The 22731-nt window shown below is 71.7% G+C and carries 19 protein-coding genes; 2 read left to right on the plus strand and 17 right to left on the minus strand.

From position 1 onward, the window contains the following. Window positions 1–167 precede the first annotated feature (167 nt). The 6 genes from J2Z30_RS10705 to J2Z30_RS10730 form a co-directional block, all read right to left on the minus strand. A complete protein-coding gene (locus J2Z30_RS10705) occupies window positions 168–1343 on the minus strand; it encodes a S1 family peptidase (protein ID WP_044568961.1) in 1176 nt (391 codons plus the stop codon). 296 nt (window positions 1344–1639) lie between these two features. After that, a complete protein-coding gene (locus tag J2Z30_RS10710; protein ID WP_044568959.1) occupies window positions 1640–2470 on the minus strand; it encodes an aldo/keto reductase in 831 nt (276 codons plus the stop codon). A 79-nt stretch (window positions 2471–2549) separates the two neighbouring features. Beyond that, window positions 2550–3371 (minus strand): effector-associated domain EAD1-containing protein, encoded by an 822-nt coding sequence (locus J2Z30_RS10715; RefSeq protein ID WP_044568958.1) that lies wholly within the window; start codon window positions 3369–3371, stop codon window positions 2550–2552. 57 nt (window positions 3372–3428) lie between these two features. Further along, window positions 3429–4103 (minus strand): hypothetical protein, encoded by a 675-nt coding sequence (locus J2Z30_RS10720; protein WP_044568957.1) that lies wholly within the window; start codon window positions 4101–4103, stop codon window positions 3429–3431. 19 nt (window positions 4104–4122) lie between these two features. After that, entirely contained in the window at window positions 4123–5949 is a 1827-nt protein-coding gene (locus J2Z30_RS10725) for an AMP-dependent synthetase/ligase (RefSeq protein ID WP_107073264.1), read from the minus strand. Between the two features lie 186 nt (window positions 5950–6135). Continuing rightward, window positions 6136–7029 carry a LysR substrate-binding domain-containing protein gene (locus tag J2Z30_RS10730; protein ID WP_044568955.1) on the minus strand — a complete coding sequence of 298 codons (894 nt, stop codon included), beginning with the start codon at window positions 7027–7029 and terminating at the stop codon, window positions 6136–6138. A gap of 211 nt (window positions 7030–7240) precedes the next feature. Between J2Z30_RS10730 and J2Z30_RS10735 the strand changes: the two genes are divergently transcribed. Further along, the gene (locus J2Z30_RS10735) at window positions 7241–8332 is read left to right on the plus strand and encodes a bile acid:sodium symporter family protein (RefSeq protein ID WP_044568954.1); all 1092 of its coding nucleotides are present in this window, start codon (window positions 7241–7243) and stop codon (window positions 8330–8332) included. 2 nt (window positions 8333–8334) lie between these two features. Here the strand turns inward: J2Z30_RS10735 and J2Z30_RS10740 are convergent, their stop codons facing one another. Then, window positions 8335–9027, minus strand: coding sequence for a class I SAM-dependent DNA methyltransferase (locus J2Z30_RS10740; RefSeq protein ID WP_044568953.1), 693 nt, complete (start codon window positions 9025–9027; stop codon window positions 8335–8337). A 529-nt stretch (window positions 9028–9556) separates the two neighbouring features. Here J2Z30_RS10740 and J2Z30_RS10745 point away from each other — a divergent pair. Beyond that, a complete protein-coding gene (locus tag J2Z30_RS10745) occupies window positions 9557–10015 on the plus strand; it encodes a VOC family protein (protein ID WP_044568952.1) in 459 nt (152 codons plus the stop codon). Here J2Z30_RS10745 and J2Z30_RS10750 read toward each other — a convergent pair. From J2Z30_RS10750 to J2Z30_RS10795, 10 genes are all read right to left on the minus strand, one after another. After that, on the minus strand, window positions 10012–11985 hold the full coding sequence (locus tag J2Z30_RS10750) for a sialidase family protein (RefSeq protein ID WP_245387852.1): 1974 nt from the start codon (window positions 11983–11985) through the stop codon (window positions 10012–10014). The genes J2Z30_RS10745 and J2Z30_RS10750 overlap by 4 nt on opposite strands. A gap of 262 nt (window positions 11986–12247) precedes the next feature. Further along, on the minus strand, window positions 12248–12610 hold the full coding sequence (locus J2Z30_RS10755; RefSeq protein WP_044568950.1) for a MerR family transcriptional regulator: 363 nt from the start codon (window positions 12608–12610) through the stop codon (window positions 12248–12250). 61 nt (window positions 12611–12671) lie between these two features. Then, a complete protein-coding gene (locus J2Z30_RS10760) occupies window positions 12672–13955 on the minus strand; it encodes a serine hydrolase domain-containing protein (RefSeq protein ID WP_372453259.1) in 1284 nt (427 codons plus the stop codon). Window positions 13956–14106: 151 nt separating this feature from the next. Next, window positions 14107–14865 (minus strand): SDR family NAD(P)-dependent oxidoreductase, encoded by a 759-nt coding sequence (locus J2Z30_RS10765; protein ID WP_044568948.1) that lies wholly within the window; start codon window positions 14863–14865, stop codon window positions 14107–14109. Further along, window positions 14862–16337 carry an MFS transporter gene (locus J2Z30_RS10770; protein ID WP_078956560.1) on the minus strand — a complete coding sequence of 492 codons (1476 nt, stop codon included), beginning with the start codon at window positions 16335–16337 and terminating at the stop codon, window positions 14862–14864. The genes J2Z30_RS10765 and J2Z30_RS10770 overlap by 4 nt, the downstream gene beginning before the upstream one ends. Before the next feature lie 80 nt (window positions 16338–16417). After that, a complete protein-coding gene (locus J2Z30_RS10775; protein ID WP_044568947.1) occupies window positions 16418–17002 on the minus strand; it encodes a TetR/AcrR family transcriptional regulator in 585 nt (194 codons plus the stop codon). 167 nt (window positions 17003–17169) lie between these two features. Then, window positions 17170–18036 carry a formate dehydrogenase accessory sulfurtransferase FdhD gene (fdhD, locus tag J2Z30_RS10780; protein WP_044568946.1) on the minus strand — a complete coding sequence of 289 codons (867 nt, stop codon included), beginning with the start codon at window positions 18034–18036 and terminating at the stop codon, window positions 17170–17172. 5 nt (window positions 18037–18041) lie between these two features. Beyond that, window positions 18042–18914 (minus strand): 2Fe-2S iron-sulfur cluster-binding protein, encoded by an 873-nt coding sequence (locus tag J2Z30_RS10785; RefSeq protein ID WP_044568944.1) that lies wholly within the window; start codon window positions 18912–18914, stop codon window positions 18042–18044. Continuing rightward, window positions 18911–20773 (minus strand): NADH-ubiquinone oxidoreductase-F iron-sulfur binding region domain-containing protein, encoded by a 1863-nt coding sequence (locus J2Z30_RS10790; protein ID WP_044568943.1) that lies wholly within the window; start codon window positions 20771–20773, stop codon window positions 18911–18913. The genes J2Z30_RS10785 and J2Z30_RS10790 overlap by 4 nt, the downstream gene beginning before the upstream one ends. 2 nt (window positions 20774–20775) lie before the next feature. Next, complete coding sequence (locus J2Z30_RS10795; RefSeq protein ID WP_044568942.1) at window positions 20776–22725, minus strand: molybdopterin oxidoreductase family protein; 1950 nt, start codon at window positions 22723–22725, stop codon at window positions 20776–20778. Window positions 22726–22731: the final 6 nt, after the last annotated feature.

Below are 22731 nucleotides of genomic sequence, written 5' to 3' on the forward strand. Positions count from 1 at the left end.
GGTGTCGTACCTCATTCGTCGCCCGGACGGGTGCGGATTGGTCAAGGTGCTCCGAACACATCAAGGCGTGCCGGTGGACGCCGAGGTGTGCCGGTCACATCAAGGTGTACCGGACATGCGTGAGGCCGCCGCGGTCCGTTCGACCGCGGCGGCCTCGGCGCCCGGCGTCAGCCGGTGGTGAGGGTGAGCCCGTAGGTCGTCAGGATCGGGTTCACCGGCTGGTAGTACGTCGTGCCGCCGACGGTGCAGTTGCCGGAGCCGCCGGAGGTGACGCCCTGCGCCTCGCTGCCCGAGATGAACGAGCCGCCGGAGTCGCCCGGCTCGGCGCAGACATTGGTGCGGGTGACCCCCCGGATCGTGCCCTGGGGGTACTGCACGCTGGTGTCGTGCTGCTGGATGGTGCCGCAGTGCCAGCCGGTCGTCGAGCCGGAGCGGCAGACGGACGAGCCCACCGGCGCTTCTTGGGAGCCGGTGACGGTGACGTTGGTGCCCTGGGGGCCGATCACCCACGGCTGCGGGGCCCAGTCGGCGTTGGTGGCCACCCATGCGTAGTCGTTGCCGGGGAAGCTGGAGCCCTGGAAGGTGCCCTGCGCCACCCGGTTGAAGCCGGCGGTGGTGTCGCCCTGGCTGCCGCAGTGGCCGGCGGTGACGAAGCCGTTCTGCTCGGCCTTGGCCACCGAGAAGCCGATCGAGCAGCGGGCGGCGTCGTTGATGTAGAACGCCTCGCCGCCGCGCAGGTCGTACAGCGGGCTCGGCCGCTCGGCCGACTCCACGACCCGTACCACCTCGCGGTCCGCACCGCTCGCGGCGACGAAGGCGGCCGCCTCGGTGGGCTCGGCCGACTGCACCACGACGCCGTTGGTCTTGACGTCCACGTACCAGGCGGAGGCGACATCGGCGGCCGGGGGGCGCTCGGAGGCGGCACGGTCCAGGGCCTGCTTGGCGTCGACGAGGGCCTTGAGGCTGTGCTTGACGACGGCGGCCCTGGCGCCGCCGGCCGTGATGGTGGCGCTCTGCCCCTCGTCGGTGGTGGCCACGGTGAGTTCGGCGGTGTTGCCGGACACCCACGCGCCGCCGTAGGAGCTGCCCAGGCTCTTGCGCAGCCCCGGTTCGGCCTCTCCGGCCCGGTACTCGTTGGATATCCGCATCCGCGCCTCATCGGCCGTCAGGCCCAGATCGCGCTGCATCGAGGCCAGCATCTCGGGGGGCACCTCCCTCCGGGGGCGGGGGGAGGGTTCACCGGGATCGGCCACCGCGGGTATGCCGCTCCCCAGGAAGAGGGCGGCTATCGCGACGGTGCAACCGGCGGCCAGCTCAAGGCCGTGACGGCGTCTGCGGGACATCTTCGGTCTCCTCGGCTAGGGAAGTGGTCACGCTGCGTGCCCATCTGGGCGCCAAGCGTAATTGCCGGGGACGTGCCTCGCTCGGTGGGCCGCATCTGCCCCGCGCGGGGGTCATGCGCCCGGGATATGCCAGGACGGTGAGTGGCGGCGGATACGGGTCCGCCCCGCCGCGCGGGGCGCGGCGGGGCGGAACGGCGGAGCCGGTGGAGCCGGTGGAGCGCTCGGGCTCGGCTGTTGAAGGTCTCAGCCGTGAAGGTCTCAGCCGTTGAAGGTCTCGGCCGTCGAAGGTACCGGGCTCAGCCGTTGAAGGTCTCGGGGTCGAAGCCCAGACGGTTGCCGGTCTCGAGGGAGTCGATCGCCGCCAGGTCCTCGGAGTCCAGCTGGAAGTCGAAGACGTCGATGTTCTCCTTGATCCGCGACGGGGTCACGGACTTGGGGATCACCACATTGCCGAGGTCCAGATGCCAGCGCAGCACCACCTGGGCGGGGGTCTTCCCGTGCTTCTCGGCGATCTCCGCCAGCTTCGGGTCCGCCAGCAGGCCCTTGCCCTGGCCGAGCGGGGACCACGCCTCGGTGGCGATGTCGTGGCGGGCGTTGAAGGCGCGCAGCTCCGCCTGCGGCAGCTGCGGGTGCAGCTCGATCTGGTCGATCACCGGGACGATCGAGGTCTCGGAGAGCAGCCGCTGGGTGTGGGCGGAGTGGAAGTTGGACAGGCCGATGGCCTTGGCGCGGCCCTCGGAGTAGATCTTCTCGAACGCCTTCCAGGTGTCCACGTACTTGTCGACCCCGGGCAGCGGCCAGTGGATCAGGTAGAGATCCACATACTCCAGGCCCAGCCGGGTCAGCGAGGCGTCGAAGGCGCGCAGGGTCGAGTCGTACCCCTGGTCGGCATTCTGGAGCTTGGTGGTGACGAACAGCTCGTCGCGCGCGACGCCCGACGCGGCGAGCCCCTTCCCCGTGCCCTCCTCGTTCCCGTATATCGCGGCCGTGTCGATGCTGCGGTACCCGGCGTCCAGTGCGTTGCGCACCGCGACCTGCGCCTCGTCGTCCGGGACCTGCCAGACACCGAAGCCGAGCTGTGGCATCCGTACGCCGTTGTTGAGCGTGATGAAGGGGACCTTGCTCACGAGCAGTCGATCCTTACGTCGGATTATGGATTACGTGCTTCAACCCATACAACGATCAACGGCCTGCCGTCATTCCCGTTCACCAGGGTCGCCCGCGCAGGATCACCACGCCGTCCCCGTCCCGCCCGAGGCGTTCCGCCGCCCGCCGCGCCGCCCGCTCCAGCGTGGGCGCCTCGCCCAGCAGGCCGTAGAGCCCGCCCGCGAAGGCCGCCGACGCCGCGCCGTCCAGCGGTCCGCGGTGGGCGACCACCACCTCGGCCGCCCCGTCGAAGAGCGCGGCCAGCGGCGCGCCCTCGGGGCAGCCGAGCACCACACCGGGCAGCGGGGCGCCGGTCAGCCGGCGGTAGGCGGTCAGCAGCTCGGCCAGGCGTGCGGCCGGTGTGTGATGCGCCCGCCCGTCGCCGTCCTCGAAGACCAGCGTGCGCCCCTCACGGCGGCAGACCAGATGCAGCACATCCGGGCGTACGGTGAGGATCCGCCGCAGATCGGTGGCGGCCGCGGCGGGGCACCGGTCCACCGTCAGGACGCCACGGGCCGCCCGCTGGACCGCGGCTAACTCCTGGCCGCCCGGAGCGGCGCCGGTCACCAGCACCCGCCGGATCCCGCCCCCGCCCGGCCGCTCCCGTAAGGCGGCGCGGAACACCTCGTTGTGCGGATAGGAGACGCAGGCGGCGGCCAGAACGCGCAGCCTGCCGTCCGCGACCCGGCCCGCGGCGACCGCGCCGGCCACCGCGGACCAGAACTCCCCGGCGGTCGTGGCGGCCGCCGGTGTGTGTTCGGCGGGGAAGCCCGCTCTGCGCAGCAGCGCCACGGTGGACGGGCCGGGCGGGAAGACCCGCGCCAACTCCTCGGTTTCCTCGGGCGTCAGCGCCGGATGCCCGTCCCCGTCCTGGCCGTCCACCGTGTTCCGTCGCTCCTCGCCTGTGCTCGTACCGCTCTGTGCCCCCCGCTTCCGTCCCTACTGAAGCGCGGCCAGGCGCAGCGGTTCCTCGAGCTCCTCCCGGAAGCGGTGCAGGGTGTGCCCCTCGCGCACCGTGGCGCCCACCGCGACCGCCGCCCGGCTCACCGCCCCGCGCGGTGCCCGCACCACCATGGCCAGCCGGTACGTCCCGCCGATGCGCACCGCGGAGGTGTGCCGGATCTCCCAGCCCGGATCGGAGCGCAGCTCACGCCGCGCCTCCAGACAGACCCGCTCGCCGAAGTCGGAGTCCGCACCGTCCTGGAATCCGAGCCGCGGACCGAGGTGGGCCGCCGGGGCCGATGCCGTCACCTCGGCGGTGAGCTGGCGCGGGGTCATGGACCAGGCCACCGGCTGGAAGACCGTGGTGCCCCGCCCCACCGGTTCGGCCGTGAGGCTGAGATCGAGATTGACCGAGTGCAGGGCGGGGTCCGGCGCGTCCCGGGCGCAGGTCACCGACAGATGCACCAGGTGGTAGACGGCGTTGTCCGCCTCGGTACGAAGGAAGTCCAGCAGCTCCGGATCCGGTCCGACGAGGTCGGCCGTGACCGGTAAGGCCACCGGCCCGCCCAGGACCACGCGCCCGGCCAGCCTCGGGCCGCTGGGCTGGGGTGTCTCCTCGGAGAGCAGGGCCAGTTCGCGTTCGGGAAGTTCGGGGAGAATGACATCGATCATTTCGTGCCCCCTTCGCGGCTCAGGTGTTGTAGAGCGCCTCGACCTCGACGGCGTACGCCTGTTCGATGGCCTTTCGCTTCAATTTCAGCGACGGCGTCAGCAGACCATGCTCCTCGGAGAACTGCGCGGCAAGTATCCGGAAGGTGCGAATCGACTCCGCCTGGGAAACGGTGGTGTTCGCCGCGACCACCGCACGCCGGATCTCGGTCTCCAGATCGGGGTCCCGGACCAGCTCGCCCGGCGGCAGCGCAGGTTTGCCGCGCATCGTCAGCCAGTGCGCGACCGCCTCCGGGTCGAGGGTGACCAGCGCCGCGACATACGGGCGGTCATTGCCCACCACGATGCACTGGGCCACCAGCGGATGCCCCCGCACCCGCTCCTCCAGGCCCACCGGGGAGACGGTCTTGCCCCCGGAGGTCACCAGGATCTCCTTCTTCCGCCCGGTGATGGTCAGATAGCCCTCGTCGTCCAGCGTGCCCAGGTCGCCGGTGGCCAGCCAGCCGTCGCGCAGCACCGCGTCGGTCGCCTTGGGGTCGCCGAGGTAGCCGTCGAAGACCTGGCCGCCGCGCACCCACACCTCCCCGTCGTCCGCGATATGCACCGTGGTGCCGGGGATCGGCACGCCGACCGTGCCGAAGCGGGTCTGCTCGGGCGGGTTGGCGGTGGCGGCGGCGGTGGACTCGGTGAGGCCGTAGCCCTCGTAGATGATGACGCCCGCGCCCGCGAAGAACAGGCCGAGCCGCCGCTCCATGCCCGAACCGCCCGACATCGCGTGCCGCACCCGGCCGCCCATCGCGGCGCGCACCTTGCCGTAGACGGCCTTGTCGAAGAACTGGTGCTGCACCCGCAGCGCGGCGCCCGGCCCCGGCCCGGTGCCGAACGCCTTGGCCTCCTGCGCCTCCGCGTACCGCACCGCCACGTCCACGGCCTTGTCGAACACCCCCAGCTTGCCCTCCGCCTCGGCCTTGCGGCGCGCCGCCGCGAACACCTTCTCGAAGATGTACGGCACCGCGAGGATGAAGGTCGGCCGGAACGTCTTCAGATCGGGCAGCAGCGCGGCTGCCGAGAGCTTGGGCTGGTGACCGAGCTTGACCTTGCCGCGGATGGCGGCGACCTCCACCATCCGGCCGAAGACATGGGCGAGCGGGAGGAAGAGCAGGGTGGCGGCCTCGTCGCCCCGTTTGGAGTGGAAGGCCTCCTCGTACCGCTCGACGATGTTGTCGCACTCCGCCATCAGATTGGCGTGGGTGATCACACAGCCCTTGGGGCGGCCGGTGGTGCCCGAGGTGTAGATGATGGTCGCGGGCTGCTCGGGGGTCACGGCCAGCCGGTGCCGTTCCACCAGATCGTCCTCGACGGACTCCCCGGCCGCCAGCAGCTCCTCCAGCGCCCCCACGTCCAGCTGCCACAGCTGCCTCAGATGCGGCAGCCGGCCGACCACCGAGCCGACCGTCATCGCATGGTCCTCATGCTCCACCACACAGGCGGAGACCCCCGCGTCATGCAGCATCCAGCAGACCTGCTCGGCGGAGGAGGTGGGGTACAGCGGGACACTCTGGGCGCCGATGGTCCACAGGGCGAAGTCGAAGAGCGTCCACTCATAGCGGGTGGGGCACATGATGGCGACGCGATCGCCGAATCGGACGCCATGGGCCAGCAGGCCCTTGGCGAGAGCCATCACCTCGTCCCGGAACTGGCCCGCGGTCACGTTCTGCCAGCCGCCGTCCGCCGTTTTGCGCGCCAGTGCAACCCGGAGGGGGTCGGAGTCCGCATGGTCGAAGACGGCGTCCGCCAGTCCTCCGGCCTGAGGCGGCGTCGCCAACGGGGGGACGGTGAACTCGCGCAATACCTGCTCCTTGAAGCCGCTGGGCACAGCGCCGCGACCGTACCCGATCCGGCCCCCGATGCGGGAGAGGTGTTTTGTGCCCGGAACGTACGGAATGCCGGGCGGACAGTGAGGTGAAAGGGTATCAATCAGGCGTCGACGAGGGCGGATTGCGTGGAGTCTGGTCCTATGCGCCGCGTGTGTGGCTTATATGTAACGGTCTTCTGCACGAAATCTCTCCGATCGTGGCACAGGCCCCGCCAGGATCGCGGCGGCGAGTCGCTCCGCGGCGGTGTGCGAGGCGCCCTCCTGCCGACGCTTTCCGTACAGCAGTACGAAATCCACCGGGCCGAGGTCCGGCAGCCCGGCCCGTTCGGGGACCGGCGCCAGGCCCGGCGGAATCAGGCCATGGGTGTGGGCCATCACCCCGAGCCCGGCGCGGGCCGCCGCGACCAGGCCGTTGAGACTGCCACTGGTGCACACGATCCGCCATGACCTGCCGTGCCGCTCCAGCACATCGAGTGCGCGGGCCCGGGTGAGTCCGGGTGGCGGGAAGACGATCAGGGGGAGCGGACGGTCCGGATCCAGCCGCAGCCGCTCGGCGCCGATCCACACCAGCCGGTCCCGCCACACCAGCTGCCCGCCCGGCCGGTCCTCGGACCGCTTGGCCAGCACCAGATCCAGCTTGCCCGCCTCCAGCCGCTCGTGCAGCGTGCCCGAAAGCTCGACGGTGAGCTCCAGGTCCACCTCGGGGTGATCGCGGCGGAACCCCTCCAGGATCTCCGGCAGCCGCGTCACCACGAAGTCCTCCGACGCGCCGAAGCGCAGCCGGCCGCGCAGCCGGGTGCCCCGGAACCAGCTCGCCGCACGCTCGTTCGCCTCCAGGATGGAGCGGGCGAACCCCAGCATCGCCTCGCCGTCCTCGGTCAGCTCCACCCCGTGGGTGTCGCGGGCGAAGAGTTGCCGCCCCACGGCCGCCTCCAGCTTGCGCACCTGCTGGCTCACGGTGGACTGGCGCACCCCGAGGCGGTCGGCGGCCTGGGTGAAGCTGAGGGTCTGGGACACCGCGAGAAACGTCCGGAGCTGGGCGGGGTCGTACATGGCGGCCACTGTACGCCGAGGCCATCACGGAAGGCGATGACAGTCAGAGCGGTATACGGGATTCCCGATGGCCTTGATCGGGAGCACTATGGAACGGGCTCCGTCCGTGTCCATGCCAGACGAGAACGAGCGAGAAGCCAGCCGGGAAAGACCGAGAAGCCAGGCCGGAAAGACCGAGAAGCCAGGTCAGAAAGAGCGAGAAAGAGAACGCATGTCGCACCGCCCGCACGTCCGCAAGATCGCCCTTCCCGCCCTTCCTGCCCTTCCCTCCTGGCTCCCCCTGGACGGCTTCATCCTCGGACTCGTCGGCACCGTGGCGCTCGCCGTGCTGCTCCCGGTCAGCGGCCAGGCCGCCACCGTCACCGACGGAGCCACCACGGTCGCGGTCGCCTTCCTCTTCTTCCTCTACGGCGCCCGGCTCTCCACCCGGGAGGCGCTGGACGGGGTGCGCCACTGGCGGCTCCATCTGACCGTGCTGGTGTGCACCTTCGTCATCTTCCCGGCCCTCGGCCTGGCCGCGCGCGGGCTGGTGCCGTACGTGCTGACGCATCCCCTCTACACCGGGCTGCTCTTCCTGTGCCTGGTGCCCTCCACGGTCCAGTCCTCCATCGCCTTCACCTCGATCGCCCGGGGCAATGTGGCCGCCGCGATCTGCGCGGGCTCCTTCTCCAGCCTGCTCGGCGTGGTGGTCACCCCGGTGCTGGTCGCGCTGTTGCTGGGCGGCAGCGGAGGCGGCTTCGCGGCCGACTCAATGATCAAGATCGGGCTTCAGCTGCTGGCCCCCTTCCTCGCCGGGCAGCTGCTGCGCCGCTGGATCGGCGGCTTCATCTCGCGCCACCGGGCGGTGCTGCGGCTGGTCGACCGGGGCTCGGTGCTGCTCGTGGTCTACGCGGCGTTCAGCGAGGGCATGGTCCGGGGCATCTGGCACCAGGTGACCCCGGCGCGGCTGGCGATCCTGCTCGGCGTCGAGGCGGTCCTGCTCACGGTGATGCTCACGCTCACCTCGTACGGTTCGCGGAAGCTGGGCTTCGTCCGCGAGGACCGGATCACGATCGTGTTCGCGGGGTCGAAGAAGAGCCTGGCCGCCGGGCTGCCGATGGCGAGCGTGCTCTTCGGCGCCCAGGCGAGCCTGGCGGTGCTGCCGCTGATGCTCTTCCACCAGATGCAGCTGATGGTCTGCGCGGTGCTGGCCCGCCGCTTCGCGGCGCGGGCGCCGGAAGCGGGGGTGACGGGAGCCGAGACCCGGTCCGTGGCTCGGGCTGATACGGACAGCGCGGACGACGCCGCGCTGACCCGCGTCTGACGTCAGCTTGTGGCGGCCGGTTTTCCGGCGGTCTGGTCGTCGGCAGACGGCAGCGGCTTGCGGGCGATGAGGGACGCCTGCGGGGTGGGCTCCCAGCGCTCCGGTTCACGGAAAGTCCGGGCGTGGACCGGCAGTCCGGCCCCGGCCAGCAACTCGGCGATCCGGTCCGGCTGCCAGCGGCGGAAGGTCAGCGACACCTCATGGCCGAACGCCTCCGCGTAGACGCGTGGCTCATCGCCCACCTGGAAGCCCACCAGCGCGTATCCACCGGGCGCCAGCACCCGGTGGAACTCGGCGAACACATCCGGCAGCCGCTCCTGCGGAATGTGGATCGTGGAGTACCACGCCACCACGGCGGCGAGGGTGCCGTCCGGGATGTCCAGGGCCAGCATCGACCCCTCCTCGAACCGCAGCCCGGGATGCTCCCGCCGGGCCAGCTCCACCATTCGCGGCGACAGGTCGATCCCGTACACGGACAGCCCCAGACCGTGGAGATGCGCGGTCAGTCGGCCCGGTCCGCTGCCCACATCGGCCACCGGTCCGCCCCCGGCGTTCCGTACCAGCTCGGCGAACCCGGCGAACACCGCCCGTTCCAGCGTCTGGGCCGCCAGCTCATCGCGGAAACGCTCGTCGTAGTCGATGGCCATGGCGTCGTAGGACGCCCGTGTGGAGTTGAGGAAGTCGGCTTCGGTCACGGCCGTACACCCTAGCGGGGCGCGCCGCGGACCTTTCCCCTCCCCGCCCCTTCCCGCTACCAAGGGCTCCGCCCCTGGACCCCGGGTCTGGGGTGGGAAGCGGAGCAGCCCGCCGCGAGGCGTCAAGGTCCGTCGGGTGCTCCTGGGTGCGGGTGGTCGCTTCCCGGGGCGTCGAGGTGTGGTTCGGCCGCGTGGCTGGGGCTTTGTCCCTGGGCCCCGCCCGGGGGCTGGGGCGGAGCCCCAGTTGTGGGAAGGGGCGGGGAGGGGAGCAGCCCGCCGCCGGGCGTCAAGGTCCGTCGGGTGCTCCTGGGTGCGGGTGGTCGCTTCCCGGGGCGTCGAGGTGTGGTTCGGCCGCGTGGCTGGGGCTTTGCCCCTGGGCCCCGCCCGGGGGCTGGGGCGGAGCCCCAGTTGTGGGAAGGGGCGGGGAGGGGAGCAGCCCGCCGCAGGCGACACGATCCGCCGGACACCCCTTAAGCGGGATGCACCTGCACCGGGCACCGTTGTCAGACCCCTCTGGGACGCTTCGGACATGACGACGCTCACGCTGCAGCTCACCATCGACTGTGCCGAGCCACGCCGAATGGTGGCCTTCTGGTCCGAGGCCCTGGGCTATGTGGCCGAGCCCCCGCCGGGCGGCCACGCCACCTGGCGGGAGTACTGGGCGGATATGGGGGTGCCCGCGGCGGAGCTGCCCCCCGGGGCCGGGGAGACCCCGGAGTCCATCGTGGATCCGGAGGGGCAGGGTCCGCGGGTGTGGTTCCAGCAGGTTCCGGAGTCCAAGGTCACCAAGAACCGGCTGCATCTCGATCTGAAGGTGGGGGGTGGGCGGGATGTGCCCCTCGCGGTCCGCACCGAGCGCGTCACCACGACCGTGGACCGGCTGAAGGAGGCCGGAGCCACGGTCCTGCGGACCATGGACGAGCCGGAGATGGAGTACTACGCGGTGGTGCTCCAGGACCCGGAGGGCAATGAGTTCTGTGTCGTCTAGTCGTGGGATGACCGCACGCGGTCGAGGGGGAGGCGGACGAGGGCGCCGGAGTGGGGGTCGTCGAGCGGGGCGTTGAACTCGCGGACACGGCGCAGTTCGGTGTCGGACAGGGCACGGGCGTACAGGCGGAACTCATCGAGATCGCCCGTCATATGGGACCGGCTGTCCACGGCCTGGCCGAGGTGGAGCGCGAAGGGCGCGGTGCGGCTCACGGTGCCCGGGGCGTCGGGGGCGGTGACCGCGGTGCCGCCGTCCACGGTGAGGGAGAGCCGTCCGCCGCCGCGGACCAGGGCGAGGTGGTGCCACTGCCCGTCGTTGTACGCGGCGTCGGTGGACACCGAGGCGCTGGTGAAGGTGGCGAAGCCGTTGACCGTGGTCATCAGCGCCCGGAGCCGGTTGCTCCCGGGCTCACCCCGCAGCCAGACCTGTGGCTGTTTGTTGCCGATGCCGCCCATCCACAGGAACGGATGCTGCCCGGAGGCGGCCGAGTAGCGGAACCACAGGCTCACGGTGAAGTCGCGGGTGCCCAGCGGCAGGGCGTTCCGGTACGGGACCCGTACGGCGTCGTCCGTGCCGTCGAAGGACAGCGCGTCGCCGAAGCGGCCGTCGTCGCGCCCCACCGCGCCGCCGAGCACGGTCGCGGACCGGGCGCCGGGCGCGCGGTCGTCGGTGGTGGGGGAGGACGGCCGGCGGGAGCCCAGCCAGTCCTCGGTGAAGCGGGCGAAGCGGATCTCGTCACGCGCGTCCACCGCACCGCCCTCGTACAGCAGCCCCACCGTGTCGCGGGAGACCGCGACCATGTCGGAGTAGCCGGACCAGTCGGTGGTGACGACCTTGCCGCGGTCGACACCGTCCCAGGTGCGGGCCTCGTCCCAGGAGGAGCGGACCATCATGGTGCGGCGGCGGTCGGGGTCGGCGGGGGCGGCGAAGAGCAGTCGGCCGTAGCCGTCGTGGGCCGGGTCGCGCAGCCGCAGGATCGAACCCTGCACCTGGGGGGTGGGCAGATCGGGGATGGCGCGGAAGGACGCGGTGAAGCTCTGGCCGCCGTCCCGGCTGATGGCGTAGTCGCGGTGGCCGAGATCGGTGCCGTCCTGCTCCCGGCCGTTGACATAGATCGATCCGTCGGCGCGCTCCACCAGCGTCATCTCGGACGGTTTCTGGCGGAAGGTGCCGTCCTCGGCGAGCGGATAGCTGTCCACCGCGCCGATGCGCCAGCGGTCGCCGCCGTCGTCGCTGTAGGCGAGCGCGGCGTGGTTGTCGGTGATGCGGCCGCCGCTGAAGGTCTCGGTGTTGAGGGTGAAGACCAGTCGGCCCTTGTGGCGTCCGCGCTGGAGCTGGATGCCGTGGACGGGGCCGGTGGCGTACCAGGAGTTCCACTGGGCCGGCATCAGCGAGGAGCTCAGATCGCGCGGGGCCGACCAGGTGGCGCCGTTGTCGTCGCTGTACTGCAGGTGCGGGGAGCGGTCACAGGGGATGTCGCAGCTCTGGGAGTCGTCGCGGCCGGTGTTGTAGGTGCTGGCGAGCACGATGCGGCCGGTGCGCTGGTCCACGATGGGTGCGGGGTTGCCGTGGGTGTCACCGGCGCCGTCATTGACCACCTGGAGCGGGCCCCAGGTACGGCCGCCGTCGGTGGAGCGCTTGAGGACCAGATCGATGTCCCCGGCGTCGCCGCAGTTGTCGACCCGGCCCTCGGCGAAGGCCAGCAGGGTGCCGTCCTTGGCCTTGACGACCGCCGGGATCCGGAAGCAGGAGTAACCCTGCTCCTGGGCAGATTTGAAGAGGACCTGTTGTTCGAAGCCGGAGTCGGCGCGGGCCGCGGACGCGGAGGAATCCGTGTCCGCGGCCCGTACCGGAAGCGGGATCAGGGCCAGCGCCGCGGCGGTGAGGAGCACGGAGGCGCGGCGCCGCCACGGTCTGGTACGGGAGCGGGGTGGTCTGCTGCGGGGACGTGTGCGGAGAACTGACGCCATGGTCACGGCCTGCCCTTCAGACTGCCTCGTTGAGGCATCGGCATCTGGACGTCGAGGCCGTCGGGCATCACGCCATGAGGCATCATGCCGTCAGGACATCAAGACATCCCATGTCTCACACATGACTGCGGCTGAAAGTGTCTCGTCCTGCGGTCGCCCGGGACAAGGACCGTGCGTCATATCCTCGTGACACTGCGCCAGTTGGGGTGAGGGCGGGGCGCGAGGGGGACGGCGCCCGCCCCCGGATGGCGTCCCCCCTCGGTCAGCCCATGGCCGTCTGACCCGCCGTGATGACCCGGTCCAGCAGCGACCGGGACAGCTCGAGCTCCTCGATGGCCGAGGTCATCCGGTCCCGCTCGGCGCGCAGTTCGCCCAGCAGATCCGGACAGGTGGGCACGAGGTGCTCCCCGTTGTCGCGGAGACAAGGCAGAACCTGGGAGATGGTCGCCGTCGACAGCCCGGCCGCCAGCAGCGCGCGGATGCGCCGCACCACCGCCACGTCGGACGCGCGGTACGCGCGATAGCCGCTGGGCAGCCGCTCGGGCCCGAGGAGGCCCTGCTGTTCGTAGTAGCGCAGCAGCCGTTCGCTCACCCCGGTGCGGCGGGACAGCTCGCCGATCCGCATGGGCCTCCTCCTCGCGGCGATGACTCTCCGAACCCTCCAATGGGTGTCAGGCCAATGGATGTCAGAGCTTACGGCCTCCGATCCCCTCGCACAGAACGCGGTCCATGAGGCTTTGCATGACCCTCTCGGCCCGGAGCAGCTGCTCGTCGTCGGCGGTCTTGCCACTGGAGCTGATGGTCACCGAGCGCCGCCCGCCCTCGGTGAAGCCGGTGCGCACCGTGGCCCCTTCGAGGTCGCCGCCGTGGCCCCAGCGGTGGCCGCCGCAGCTGAGCGGCTGGCGCATCATCCCGAGCCCGTACTGGGCGTGCGGGAAGGCCACCTCGAAGTCCGGCCCGACGGGGACGGTCCGGCGCATCTCGGCCAGCTGTGCCGGGGGCAGCAGACGGCCGCTCAGCAGGGCGGTGTAGAACCGGTCCAGATCGCGGTCGGTGCTGATGATGGAACCGGCCGCACCGCCCCAGGAGACGTTCCGCAGCGTGGTGTCCGTCCAGCTGCCGGAGCCGGGGAAGCGCTGATACGTATGGGCGTACGGGGCCTTGATCCGTGGATCGTCCCCGGGCTCGGAGGTGCCGGTCAGGCCCAGCGGGCGGATGATGCGGTCGCGGACCTCCTCCGGCCATGCGCGTCCGGTGACCTTCTGGATGATCATTCCGGCGAGGACATAGCCGGGGTTGGAGTAGTTCCAGTCGGGCTCGGGGTCATCGGCCGGGGCGGGCGGGAAGTCGGGCCGGTGCTTCATCGCCCCGGCGACCACCCGCTCGGGGGAGACATGGTCGAACCGGGTCCGCTCGAAGTCCGCCGCCGAGTCGCCGGTGTCGTCGCTGTAGGCGTAGTTGTGGATGCCGCTGGTGTGCTGGAGCAGATTCCTGACGGTGATCCGGCGGCCGTCGTTGCCATTGCCGCTCACCACGCCCGGCAGCCACTTGTCCACCGGATCGCTCAGCGAGAGCCGCCCCTCGGCGACCAGTTGGAGGACGACGGTGGCCACGAAGGACTTGGTGACGCTCGCGGCCCGGTAGTGCGCCCCGTACGGCATGGGGCGGCCGGTGTCGCGCTCCGCCTCGCCCGCGCGGGCGTGGATCCGGCGGTGCCCGTCGCGCACCTCCACGGTGATGCCGATGAATCCGGCGTCCTCCAGCGTCCGGGCCACCGCGCGCCGCAACTCGGCCTCGGTGAGCCCGTGACCGGCGGAGGTGGCGGAGCTGGCGGAGCTGGCGGAGTCGGTGGCGGACGAGGCGGGGCCGGATTTCGTTGCCGTGGCGGCGGCCGGGACCGCGGCCGCACCGCCGAGCAGGGCGGCGGTGACAGCGGCGGCCGTGACGAGGCGTAAGCGAGGGCGCTTCATGGGTGCGTTCATGTCTCACCAGCTTCCGGGTGTGGTGGTGCCCCGGCCATGCGGCAAGCCCCCGGGATTCGGGTGGGGGCAGCACCATGACCGGGTTCCGGCCGGGCTCCGCCCGGGTTCCGGCCGGGTTCTGGCCGGGCGCTCGGGCCGGTCAGGCCGACGAGCCGCTGTCCACCACGAGATCCGTGCCGACCACGGCGCCCGCCGCCGATGAGGCGAGGTAGAGCACGGCCGCCGCGATCTCGTCCGCCTCCGCCACCCTGCCCAGCGGAGTCTCGCTCTTCGCCCGCTCGGCGCGGTCGGCCTCGGTCTCACCCGGCCGCAGCGACATGGGGCCGTCGGAGGCGCCGGGGCTGACCGCGTTGATCCGGACGCCCTGATGGATGTGGTCGAGTGCGGCGATCCGGGTCAGCGTGGCGACCGCCGACTTGGAGGTGCTGTAGGCGCCGAGACCCGATACCCGCAGATGGGCGCCGAGGTTGGAGGAGACATTGACGATCGCCCCGCCGCCGTGCTCCTTCATGTGCGCGATCTGGTGCTTCATGGCCAGCCAGACACCGGTGACATTGGTACGCAGCACCGCCTCCCAGTCCTCCTCGCTGACTTCGGCGACGGGCCCCTTGCCGCGCAGTATCCCGGCGTTGTTGACCGCGATGTCCAGTCCGCCGAAGCGGGTGACGGCGCTGTGCACCAGCTCCCGGAGCTGCCCGGAGTCGGTCACGTCGGCGGTCACGGCGGTGGCCCGGCCATCGGCGGCCTCGATGAGGCGGACCGTCTCCGCCAGGGTGGATCCGGTACGGCCCGCGGCCACCACGGAGGCGCCTTCGGCGGCGAAGGCGAGCGCGATGGCACGGCCGAGACCGGTGCCCGCTCCGGTGACGAGGGCGGTCTTTCCGGTGAAGCGGTTCACTGCGTGGCTCCTTGAGTAACGGAGGAGGGACGTGCTGGACGGGACGGACGGCTCCGCTGGACGCGGAGGTCCAGGGCGGCGACGAGAGCGAGCGCGCCCCCCGTCGCGGCGAGGGAGACGGCATCGCTGCCGAAGGTGAGCACGATGGCGAAGACCACGGTCGGGCCGAGCTCCATCGCGGTGTTCAGCACCCCGCCCGCGAGCCCGGTGCGCTCATTCGGCACCCCGCGGGTGGTGAGCACGGCGGCCCCGGCGAAGGAGGCGGCGGCACCGGCCGGCAGCAGCACCAGCCCCGGCAGCAGCGCGGAGGCGTAAGGAGCGTGCGGGTCGAGGCCGGTGAGGGCGAGCAGCACCAGCCCGGCCCCGGCCGCGGCCAGCCCGGCGGCGGTGACGACGCGGGGGCCGAAGCGGGCTATCAGTGGCCCGGCCGCCCGCCCCGAGGTGAGCAGGGCGATGGCGAACGGCACAAAGGCGGCCGAGGTCCGCAGCGGCGACCAGTCACGGTCCTGCTGGAGATGGAGCGAGAGGGTCACAAAGGTCATCGCGGTCGCGCAGGCGCTGAACGCGATGGCCGCGAGGGCGAGCGCCCGCCGCCGGTCCAGCAGGAAGCGGGGCGGCAGCAGCGGATCGCCCGCCCGGCGCTCCGCGTACCAGAACGCGATGAGCAGCGCGGCCCCCATGAGCAGGGGCACCAGCACCCCGGCCGACGACCAGGGCAGGGCGTCGGTGGCCACGAGCCCGTAACTGGCGAGCGTGATTCCGGCCGTGGCCAGCAGCGCGCCCGGCAGATCGAGCGCCCGGCCCCGGCTCGGTGGGGTGTCCGGCAGCAGCCGGGGCGCGAGGACGAGCGCGGCCACGGCCACCGCCGGCGGTACGGCGAAGCTCCAGCGCCAGGACAGCAGCTCGGCTATGACGCCGGAGAGCAGATTGCCCGCGGTCGCGCCGAGCACGGAGAGCCCGCCCCAGGTCGCCATCGCCTTGCCGTAGGCGGCGGGAGCGGGGAAGACGGCGCGCAGCACGGTCATGGCGGCGGGCGCTATCAGGGCCGCCCCCGCGCCCTGCGCGAACCGGGCCGCGAGCAGGGTCCCGATACCGGGGGCGAACGGGGCGGCGGCCGAGGCGGCGGCGAAGAGGATGAGCCCGGCGGTGAGGGCCCGCCGCCCGCCGTAGCGGTCGGAGAGGCGCCCGCCGAAGAGCAGCAGCCCGGCGAAGGTCAGCCCATAGGCCGCGCTGAGCAGAATCAGATCGGCCCGCTCCAGGCCGAAGGCCCGGCCGATCTCGGGCAGCGGCACGGCGATCGCCGCGAGCGTGAAGATCAGGGTGATCTGGACGGAACCGAGCAGGGCGAAGGCCCGGCGATGGTGGGTCGTGGTGGTGGGGTCTGTGCCTGTGCCTGTGCCTGTGTCGGTGTTGGTGTCGGCGTTGGCGGTGGTGTCGGTATCGGTGTCGCACGGGGTGTCGGTGGTGGTCATTTCTCCCCCAATATTTGACCGATCGTTTTAATATGAGGGCATGCGAATGGGCTCTGTGTGACTCCCGTGGTCGTGAGGGATCAGTCCAGCAGTGCCAGTGCCTGCTCCGCCGCGTCCCGCACCCGGGCCGGGTCGTCCGACGCCTTGCCGACCACCCGCAGCCCCTGCAGCAGCACGAACAGCATCCGCGCCAGCGCGCGGGGGTCGCGGTCCTCGGGAAGCTCCCCCTGGGCCTGGGCCCGTATCAGCGCGGAGCACAGCGGGGTCTCCACGCGGTCCCAGCTGAGCTCCACCCGGCGGGCCGCCGCCGGGTCGTGCGGCGCCAGCTCGGCCGCCGTGTTGGTCACCAGACAGCCGGCCAGCCGCATTTCCGGGGAGGCGGCCTCCTCGGCGAAGCGGCGCACCACCGCCCGCACCGCGGGCAGCGCGGGGCCGGGCTGGGACAGCTCGGCCAGCAGGGGCGGGTCGCGCGTCTCCGCATAGCGGTCCATGGCCTTCAGGTACAGCTCGTGCTTGCTGCCGAAGGTCGCGTAGATACTGGCGCGGCCGATGCCGAGATAGTCGACGAGGTCCGCCATCGAGGTCGCTTCATAGCCGCGCTGCCAGAACAGCTCGAGAGCCGACTGCAGGGCGGCCTCTGGATCGAATTCCTTCGTTCTGGCCATGACCCAACCGTAGCACCTAACCAGAACGAGCGGTCAAGAACACTTTCGAGTGAAGGTCCCGAGGCGGAATGTATGTGCGGAGCTACCGGGCCCGGTAGGGGCCGGCCGACGCAGGGGGCGCTCCCCGTCGGCCGGCCCGCCAACCCGTGCAGCGGGCGGACCGCTTCTCAGGCCCCGCCGACCGCTGTCCGCAGAGCGAGCCGCTGCTCGCCCGCGTACACGTTCATCGAGGTGCCGCGGAGGAAGCCGACCAGGGTCAGCCCCGTCTCCGCCGCCAGATCCACCGCCAGCGAGGAGGGCGCGGAGACCGCCGCCAGCACCGGGATCCCCGCCATCACGGCCTTCTGCGCCAGCTCGAAGGAGGCGCGCCCCGAGACCATCAGCACCGACCCCGACAGCGGCAGCAGGCCCTGCTGGAGCGCCCGCCCCACCAGCTTGTCCACCGCGTTGTGCCGCCCCACGTCCTCCCGCAGGTCCAGCAGCTCACCGTCCGGGCTGAACAGCGCCGCCGCGTGCAGACCGCCGGTCCGGTCGAAGACGCGCTGTGCCGCGCGGAGCCGGTCCGGGAGCACGGAGAGCGTCTCCGGCTCGATCCGGACGGCGGAGCCCCCGGCGTCCTCGAGGTCGTCCGCCAGCGGCCAGCGCGCGGTCGTCCGGACCGCGTCCAGGCTGGCCTTGCCGCACAGACCGCAGGACGAGGTCGTGTAGACATTGCGCTCGAGGGTGATGTCCGGGACCGGCACGCCCGGCGCCAGCGTCACATCCACCACGTTGTAGGTGTTGGAACCCTCCTGGGTGGCGCCCGCGCAGTAGACGATGTTCGCCAGCTCGTCCGCGCGCCCGAGGACGCCCTCGCTCACCAGGAATCCGGCGGCGAGGGCGAAGTCGTCGCCCGGCGTGCGCATGGTGATGGCCAGCGGTTTGCCGTTCAGCCGGATCTCCAGCGGCTCCTCGGCCACGAGGGTGTCCGGCCGGGTGCTGACCGCCCCGTCCCGGATGCGGATGACGCGGCGTCGCTCGGTGACCCGTCCCATGTCGATCAGTCCCGGTTCTGTGCGTGGTTCTGTACGTGCTGGTACCCGAAACGGCCCTTGATGCACAGGTTCCCGTGTGTGACGGGATTGTCGTGCGGTGAGGTGACCTTCACGATCTCATTCTCCTGCACATGGAGGGTGAGATTGCAGCCCACACCACAGTAGGCGCACACCGTGGTCGTCTCCGTCTGGGCCGCCTCGTTCCACGTTCCGGCCTCCCGCATGTCGAACTCAGTCTTGAAGCTCAGCGCGCCGGTCGGGCAGACCTCGATGCAGTTGCCGCAGTAGACACACGCGGAGTCGGTGAGGGGCGCGTCGTGCTCGGTGGAGATCCGGGCGTCGAAGCCGCGGCCCGCGACCGCGATGGCGAAGGTGTTCTGCCACTGCTCACCGCAGGCGTCCACGCACTTGTAGCAGAGGATGCATTTGTCGTAGTCGCGGACGTACAGGTCGTTGTCGACCTTCGGCTCCTCGTCCACCCGGGCTGCGTCCGCGCCGAAGCGGTCCGGCTCGGCCCCGTACTCCTCGATCCACTCGGCGGCGCGCGGGGTCGTGGACATGTCGGTGGAGGAGGCCAGCAGCTCCAGGACGACCTTACGGCTGTGCCGGGCCCGCTCGGTGTCCGTGCGCACCTCCATGCCCTGCTCCACCCGGCGGGAGCAGGCGGGGGCGAGGGTGCGGGCGCCCTCCACCTCCACCACGCACACCCGGCAGGCGTTCTTCGGAGTGAGCGTGTCGCCCTGACACAGGGTCGGGATGTCCTTGCCCGCGGCGCGGCACGCGTCCAGCAGGGTGCTGTCCTCCGGGGCGCGGACCGGCTCGCCGTCCAGGGTGAGGTCGACCAGTCGGCGTGGGGGTCGCAGCGGTATCGCGGTCACTTGAAGGCTCCCAGGCGGTCGATGGCGGACTCCACGGCGTTCCAGGCGGTCTGGCCCAGACCGCAGATCGAGGCGTCCCGCATGGCCTGGCCGACCTCGCGCAGCAGCGCGATGTCCCCGGCCGCGGCGGCGCCCGTACGGTCCTTGAGCCGGTGCAGCGCCTCCTCCTGCCGTACGGTGCCCACCCGGCAGGGGACGCACTGGCCGCAGGACTCGTCGCGGAAGAACTCCGCGATGCGCAGCAGGATGCGGGGCAGCTCGACGCCCTCGTCCAGCACCAGCACCACCCCCGAGCCGAGCGTGGTGCCCGCGGCGCGCGTGCCCTCGAAGGTGAGCGGGACGTCCAGTTCGTCGGGGCGTACGAAACCGCCCGCCGCGCCGCCGAGCAGCACCGCGCGCAGACTCTCGGGCGGCCCCGCGAGCTCCAGCAGCTCCCGCAGCGTCGCCCCGAACGGCAGCTCGTAGACGCCGGGCCGGGCGACCGTGCCGGAGACGCAGAACAGCTTGGTGCCGGTCGAGGTGTCGGTGCCGGTACGGGCGTACGCCTGCGCGCCCTCGATCAGAATCGGCAACACATTGACCAGGGTCTCCACGTTGTTGACCGCGGTCGGCTTGCCGAACAGCCCCCTCTCGACCGGGAAGGGCGGTTTGCTGCGCGGTTCACCGCGCCGCCCCTCGATCGAGTTGAAGATCGCGGTCTCCTCGCCGCAGATGTACGCACCCGCGCCGCGCCGGATCTCGATGTCGAACGCGAACCCCTGGCCCATGACGTCCTTACCGAGGAAGCCACGGGACCGGGCCCGGTCGATGGCGGTGCGCAGCCGGCGCAGCGCCCGGGGGTACTCGCCGCGCAGATACAGATAGCCGCGGTGGGCCCCGGTGGCATAGCCCGCGACGGTCATGGCCTCGATGAGGGCGTAGGGATCGCCCTCCATCAGGACCCGGTCCTTGAAGGTGCCCGGTTCGCTCTCGTCGGCGTTGCAGACCAGATAGTGCGGATGGTCGGGCTGCTGGGCGGTGGCCGACCACTTCCGTCCGGTCGGGAACGCGGCCCCGCCCCGTCCGACCAGACCCGCCTCGGTCACCTCCTGGATCACCCCGGCGGGCCCGAGCGCGAACGCGCGCCGCAGAGCGGCGTATCCGCCGTGGGCACGGTAGTCGTCGAGCGACCCGGGGTCGACCACTCCGATCCGGCGCAGCAGCACCAGGCCGTCGCCTCCGGCCAGGGGCGCGGATGTGGCGCCGGTCTGGGGGACCGCGGCCACCGCGGGCGGCTCGGCCGCCGCCTCGTGCGGCGCCGACGCCGCGTCGGCGACCGCCCCGGCGGTGGCGGGGGCGACGACCGCGGCCTGCGGGGTCTCGCCCGCGCGGAGCGCCAGGGCCGCCGGGGCGCGCTCGCACAGGCCCAGGCACGGGCTGGGCTGCCAGACGGCCCCGGACCCCGCCGAGCCCGCCGGGCCCACGTCCCGTTCGAGGTCCGCGCACACCTGCGCGGAGCCCCGGGCCGCGCACGCCAGATCCGTACAGACGTGGACGACGGTCGCCGGACGGGGTTTCACCGCGAACATCGCGTAGAAGGTCGCCACCCCGTAGCCCTCCGCCGGAGGGACCGTCAGCCGACGGCAGAGATAGTCCAGGCCGCCCTCGCTGATCCAGCCCACCCGGTCGTTGAGGGCGTGCAGGCCGGGCAGCAGCAGATCGCGCCGCTCCCGTGCCTCGCGGCCGCCGCGCGCCCAGCGCAGATCCGTGTCCGTACGGTCGTCCGCGCCCTCCCAGGCGGATTCGGGCGGGCCGAGCAGCGCGTCGATCGCCGCCCGCTCCTCGTCCGTGGGTTTGCTGTCACCGAACCGCAGATCCACGATCAGCTCCTTACGGCGGTCACGGGAATCTTCTCGATCCTTATGGCCGACGCCTTGAACTCCGCCGTCCCCGCGATCGGGCAGTTCGCCTCGATCGTCAGGGAGTTGGTGTCCACCTCGTCGGGGAAGTGCATGGTCATGAAGGCGAGCCCCGGCCGCAGCCCGGGATCGATCCACACCGGCGCCACCACCGAACCGCGCCGCGAGGAGACCCGCACCCGCTCCTCGGCCTCCACCCGGTAGCGGGCCGCGTCCTCCGGGCACAGCTCGATGTACTCGCCGCGCCGCAGCGGAGAGGCGAAACCCCCGCTCTGCACCCCGGTGTTGTACGAGTCCAGGCGGCGCCCCGTGGTGAGCCGGATCGGGAAGGCGTCATCGGTCAGATCGACCGGCGGATCGTGCTTCACCGGGCCGAAGGGGGCGAGCGGGCCGCGCAGCGCCGGATCGCTCTCCCACAGGCGGCTGTGCAGATAGGTGGGCTCGAGACGGTCGGTGCTGGGGCAGGGCCACTGGATGCCCTGGTGCTCCTCCAGCCGTTCGTAGGTCATGCCGAAGTGGTCCGGGGAGACGTCGCGCAGCTCGTTCCAGACCTCCTCCGCGCCCTCGAACTTCCAGTCGTGGCCGAGCCGCCGCGCCAGCTCGCAGATGATGTCGATGTCCTCGCGCGCCTCGCCCGGCGGCTCCACGGCCTTGCGTACCCGCTGGACGCGCCGCTCGCTGTTGGTGGTGGTGCCCTCCGTCTCGCACCAGCCGGCGGTCGCCGGGAGCACCACGTCGGCCAGCTCGGCGGTCCTGGTGAGGAAGATGTCCTGCACCACCAGGTGCTCCAGCGACTCCAGCCGCCGGACGGCCTGCTCGGTGTCGGCCTCGGACTGGGCCGGGTTCTCGCCGACGCAGTAGACGGCGCGCAGTTCGCCCGCCTCCATGGCCTCGAACATCTCGGTGAGGTTCAGCCCGTAGCGCGGCTGGATGACCACGTCCCAGGCGCGCTCGAACTTGGACCGGATGGGCGGGTCCAGGATGTCCTGGAAGCCGGGCAGCCGGTTGGGGATGGCGCCCATGTCGCCGCCGCCCTGCACGTTGTTCTGGCCGCGCAGCGGCTGGAGCCCGCAGCCGTACCGGCCGATATGGCCGGTCAGCAGGGAGAGATTGATCAGCGCCCGGACGTTGTCGGTGCCGTTGTGGTGCTCGGTGATGCCGAGCGTCCAGCACAGCTGGGCGCGCTCGGCGGTGGCGTAGGCGTGCGCGAGATCGCGGATGGCCTCCGCCGGGACGCCGGTGACCTTCTCCGCGACGCTCGGCGTCCAGGGCTCCACATGGGCCGCGTACTCCTCGAAGCCGGTGGTCGCGTGCTCGATGAAGGCCCGGTTGGCGAGCCCCGAGTGGATGATCTCGCGGCCCACGGCGTGGGCGAGCGGGATGTCGGTGCCGACGTTCAGCCCCAGCCAGCTCTCCGCCCATTCGGCGGTCGAGGTGCGGCGCGGATCGACGGCGTACATCCGGGCGCCGTTGTGGATGCCCTTGAGGACGTGATGGAAGAAGATCGGGTGCGCGAAGCGGGCGTTGGAGCCCCACATCACGATGAGGTCGGTGTCCTCGACCTCCCCGTACGACGAGGTGCCGCCGCCGGAGCCGAAGACGGCCGACAGCCCCGCGACGCTGGGCGCGTGGCAGGTGCGGTTGCAGGAGTCGACGTTGTTGGTGCCGATCACCACCCGGGTGAACTTCTGGGCCACGTAGTTCATCTCGTTGGTGGCGCGGGCGCAGGAGAACATGCCGAACGCGTCGGGCCCGTGGGCCGCCGTCACGGCCCGGAACCCGGCGGCGGCCCGGCTGAGCGCCTCGTCCCAGGAGGCGCGGCGGAGCTCTCCGCTCACTGAGTCCCGCACCAGGGGGTGGGTCAGCCGCGGGTACTGCTTCTGCTGTCGGTTGCGCTGGCGGTTACGGGCCACGACGGG

It is taken from the genome of Streptomyces iranensis, assembly GCF_017874715.1.
Taxonomy (GTDB): Bacteria; Actinomycetota; Actinomycetes; order Streptomycetales; family Streptomycetaceae; genus Streptomyces; species Streptomyces iranensis.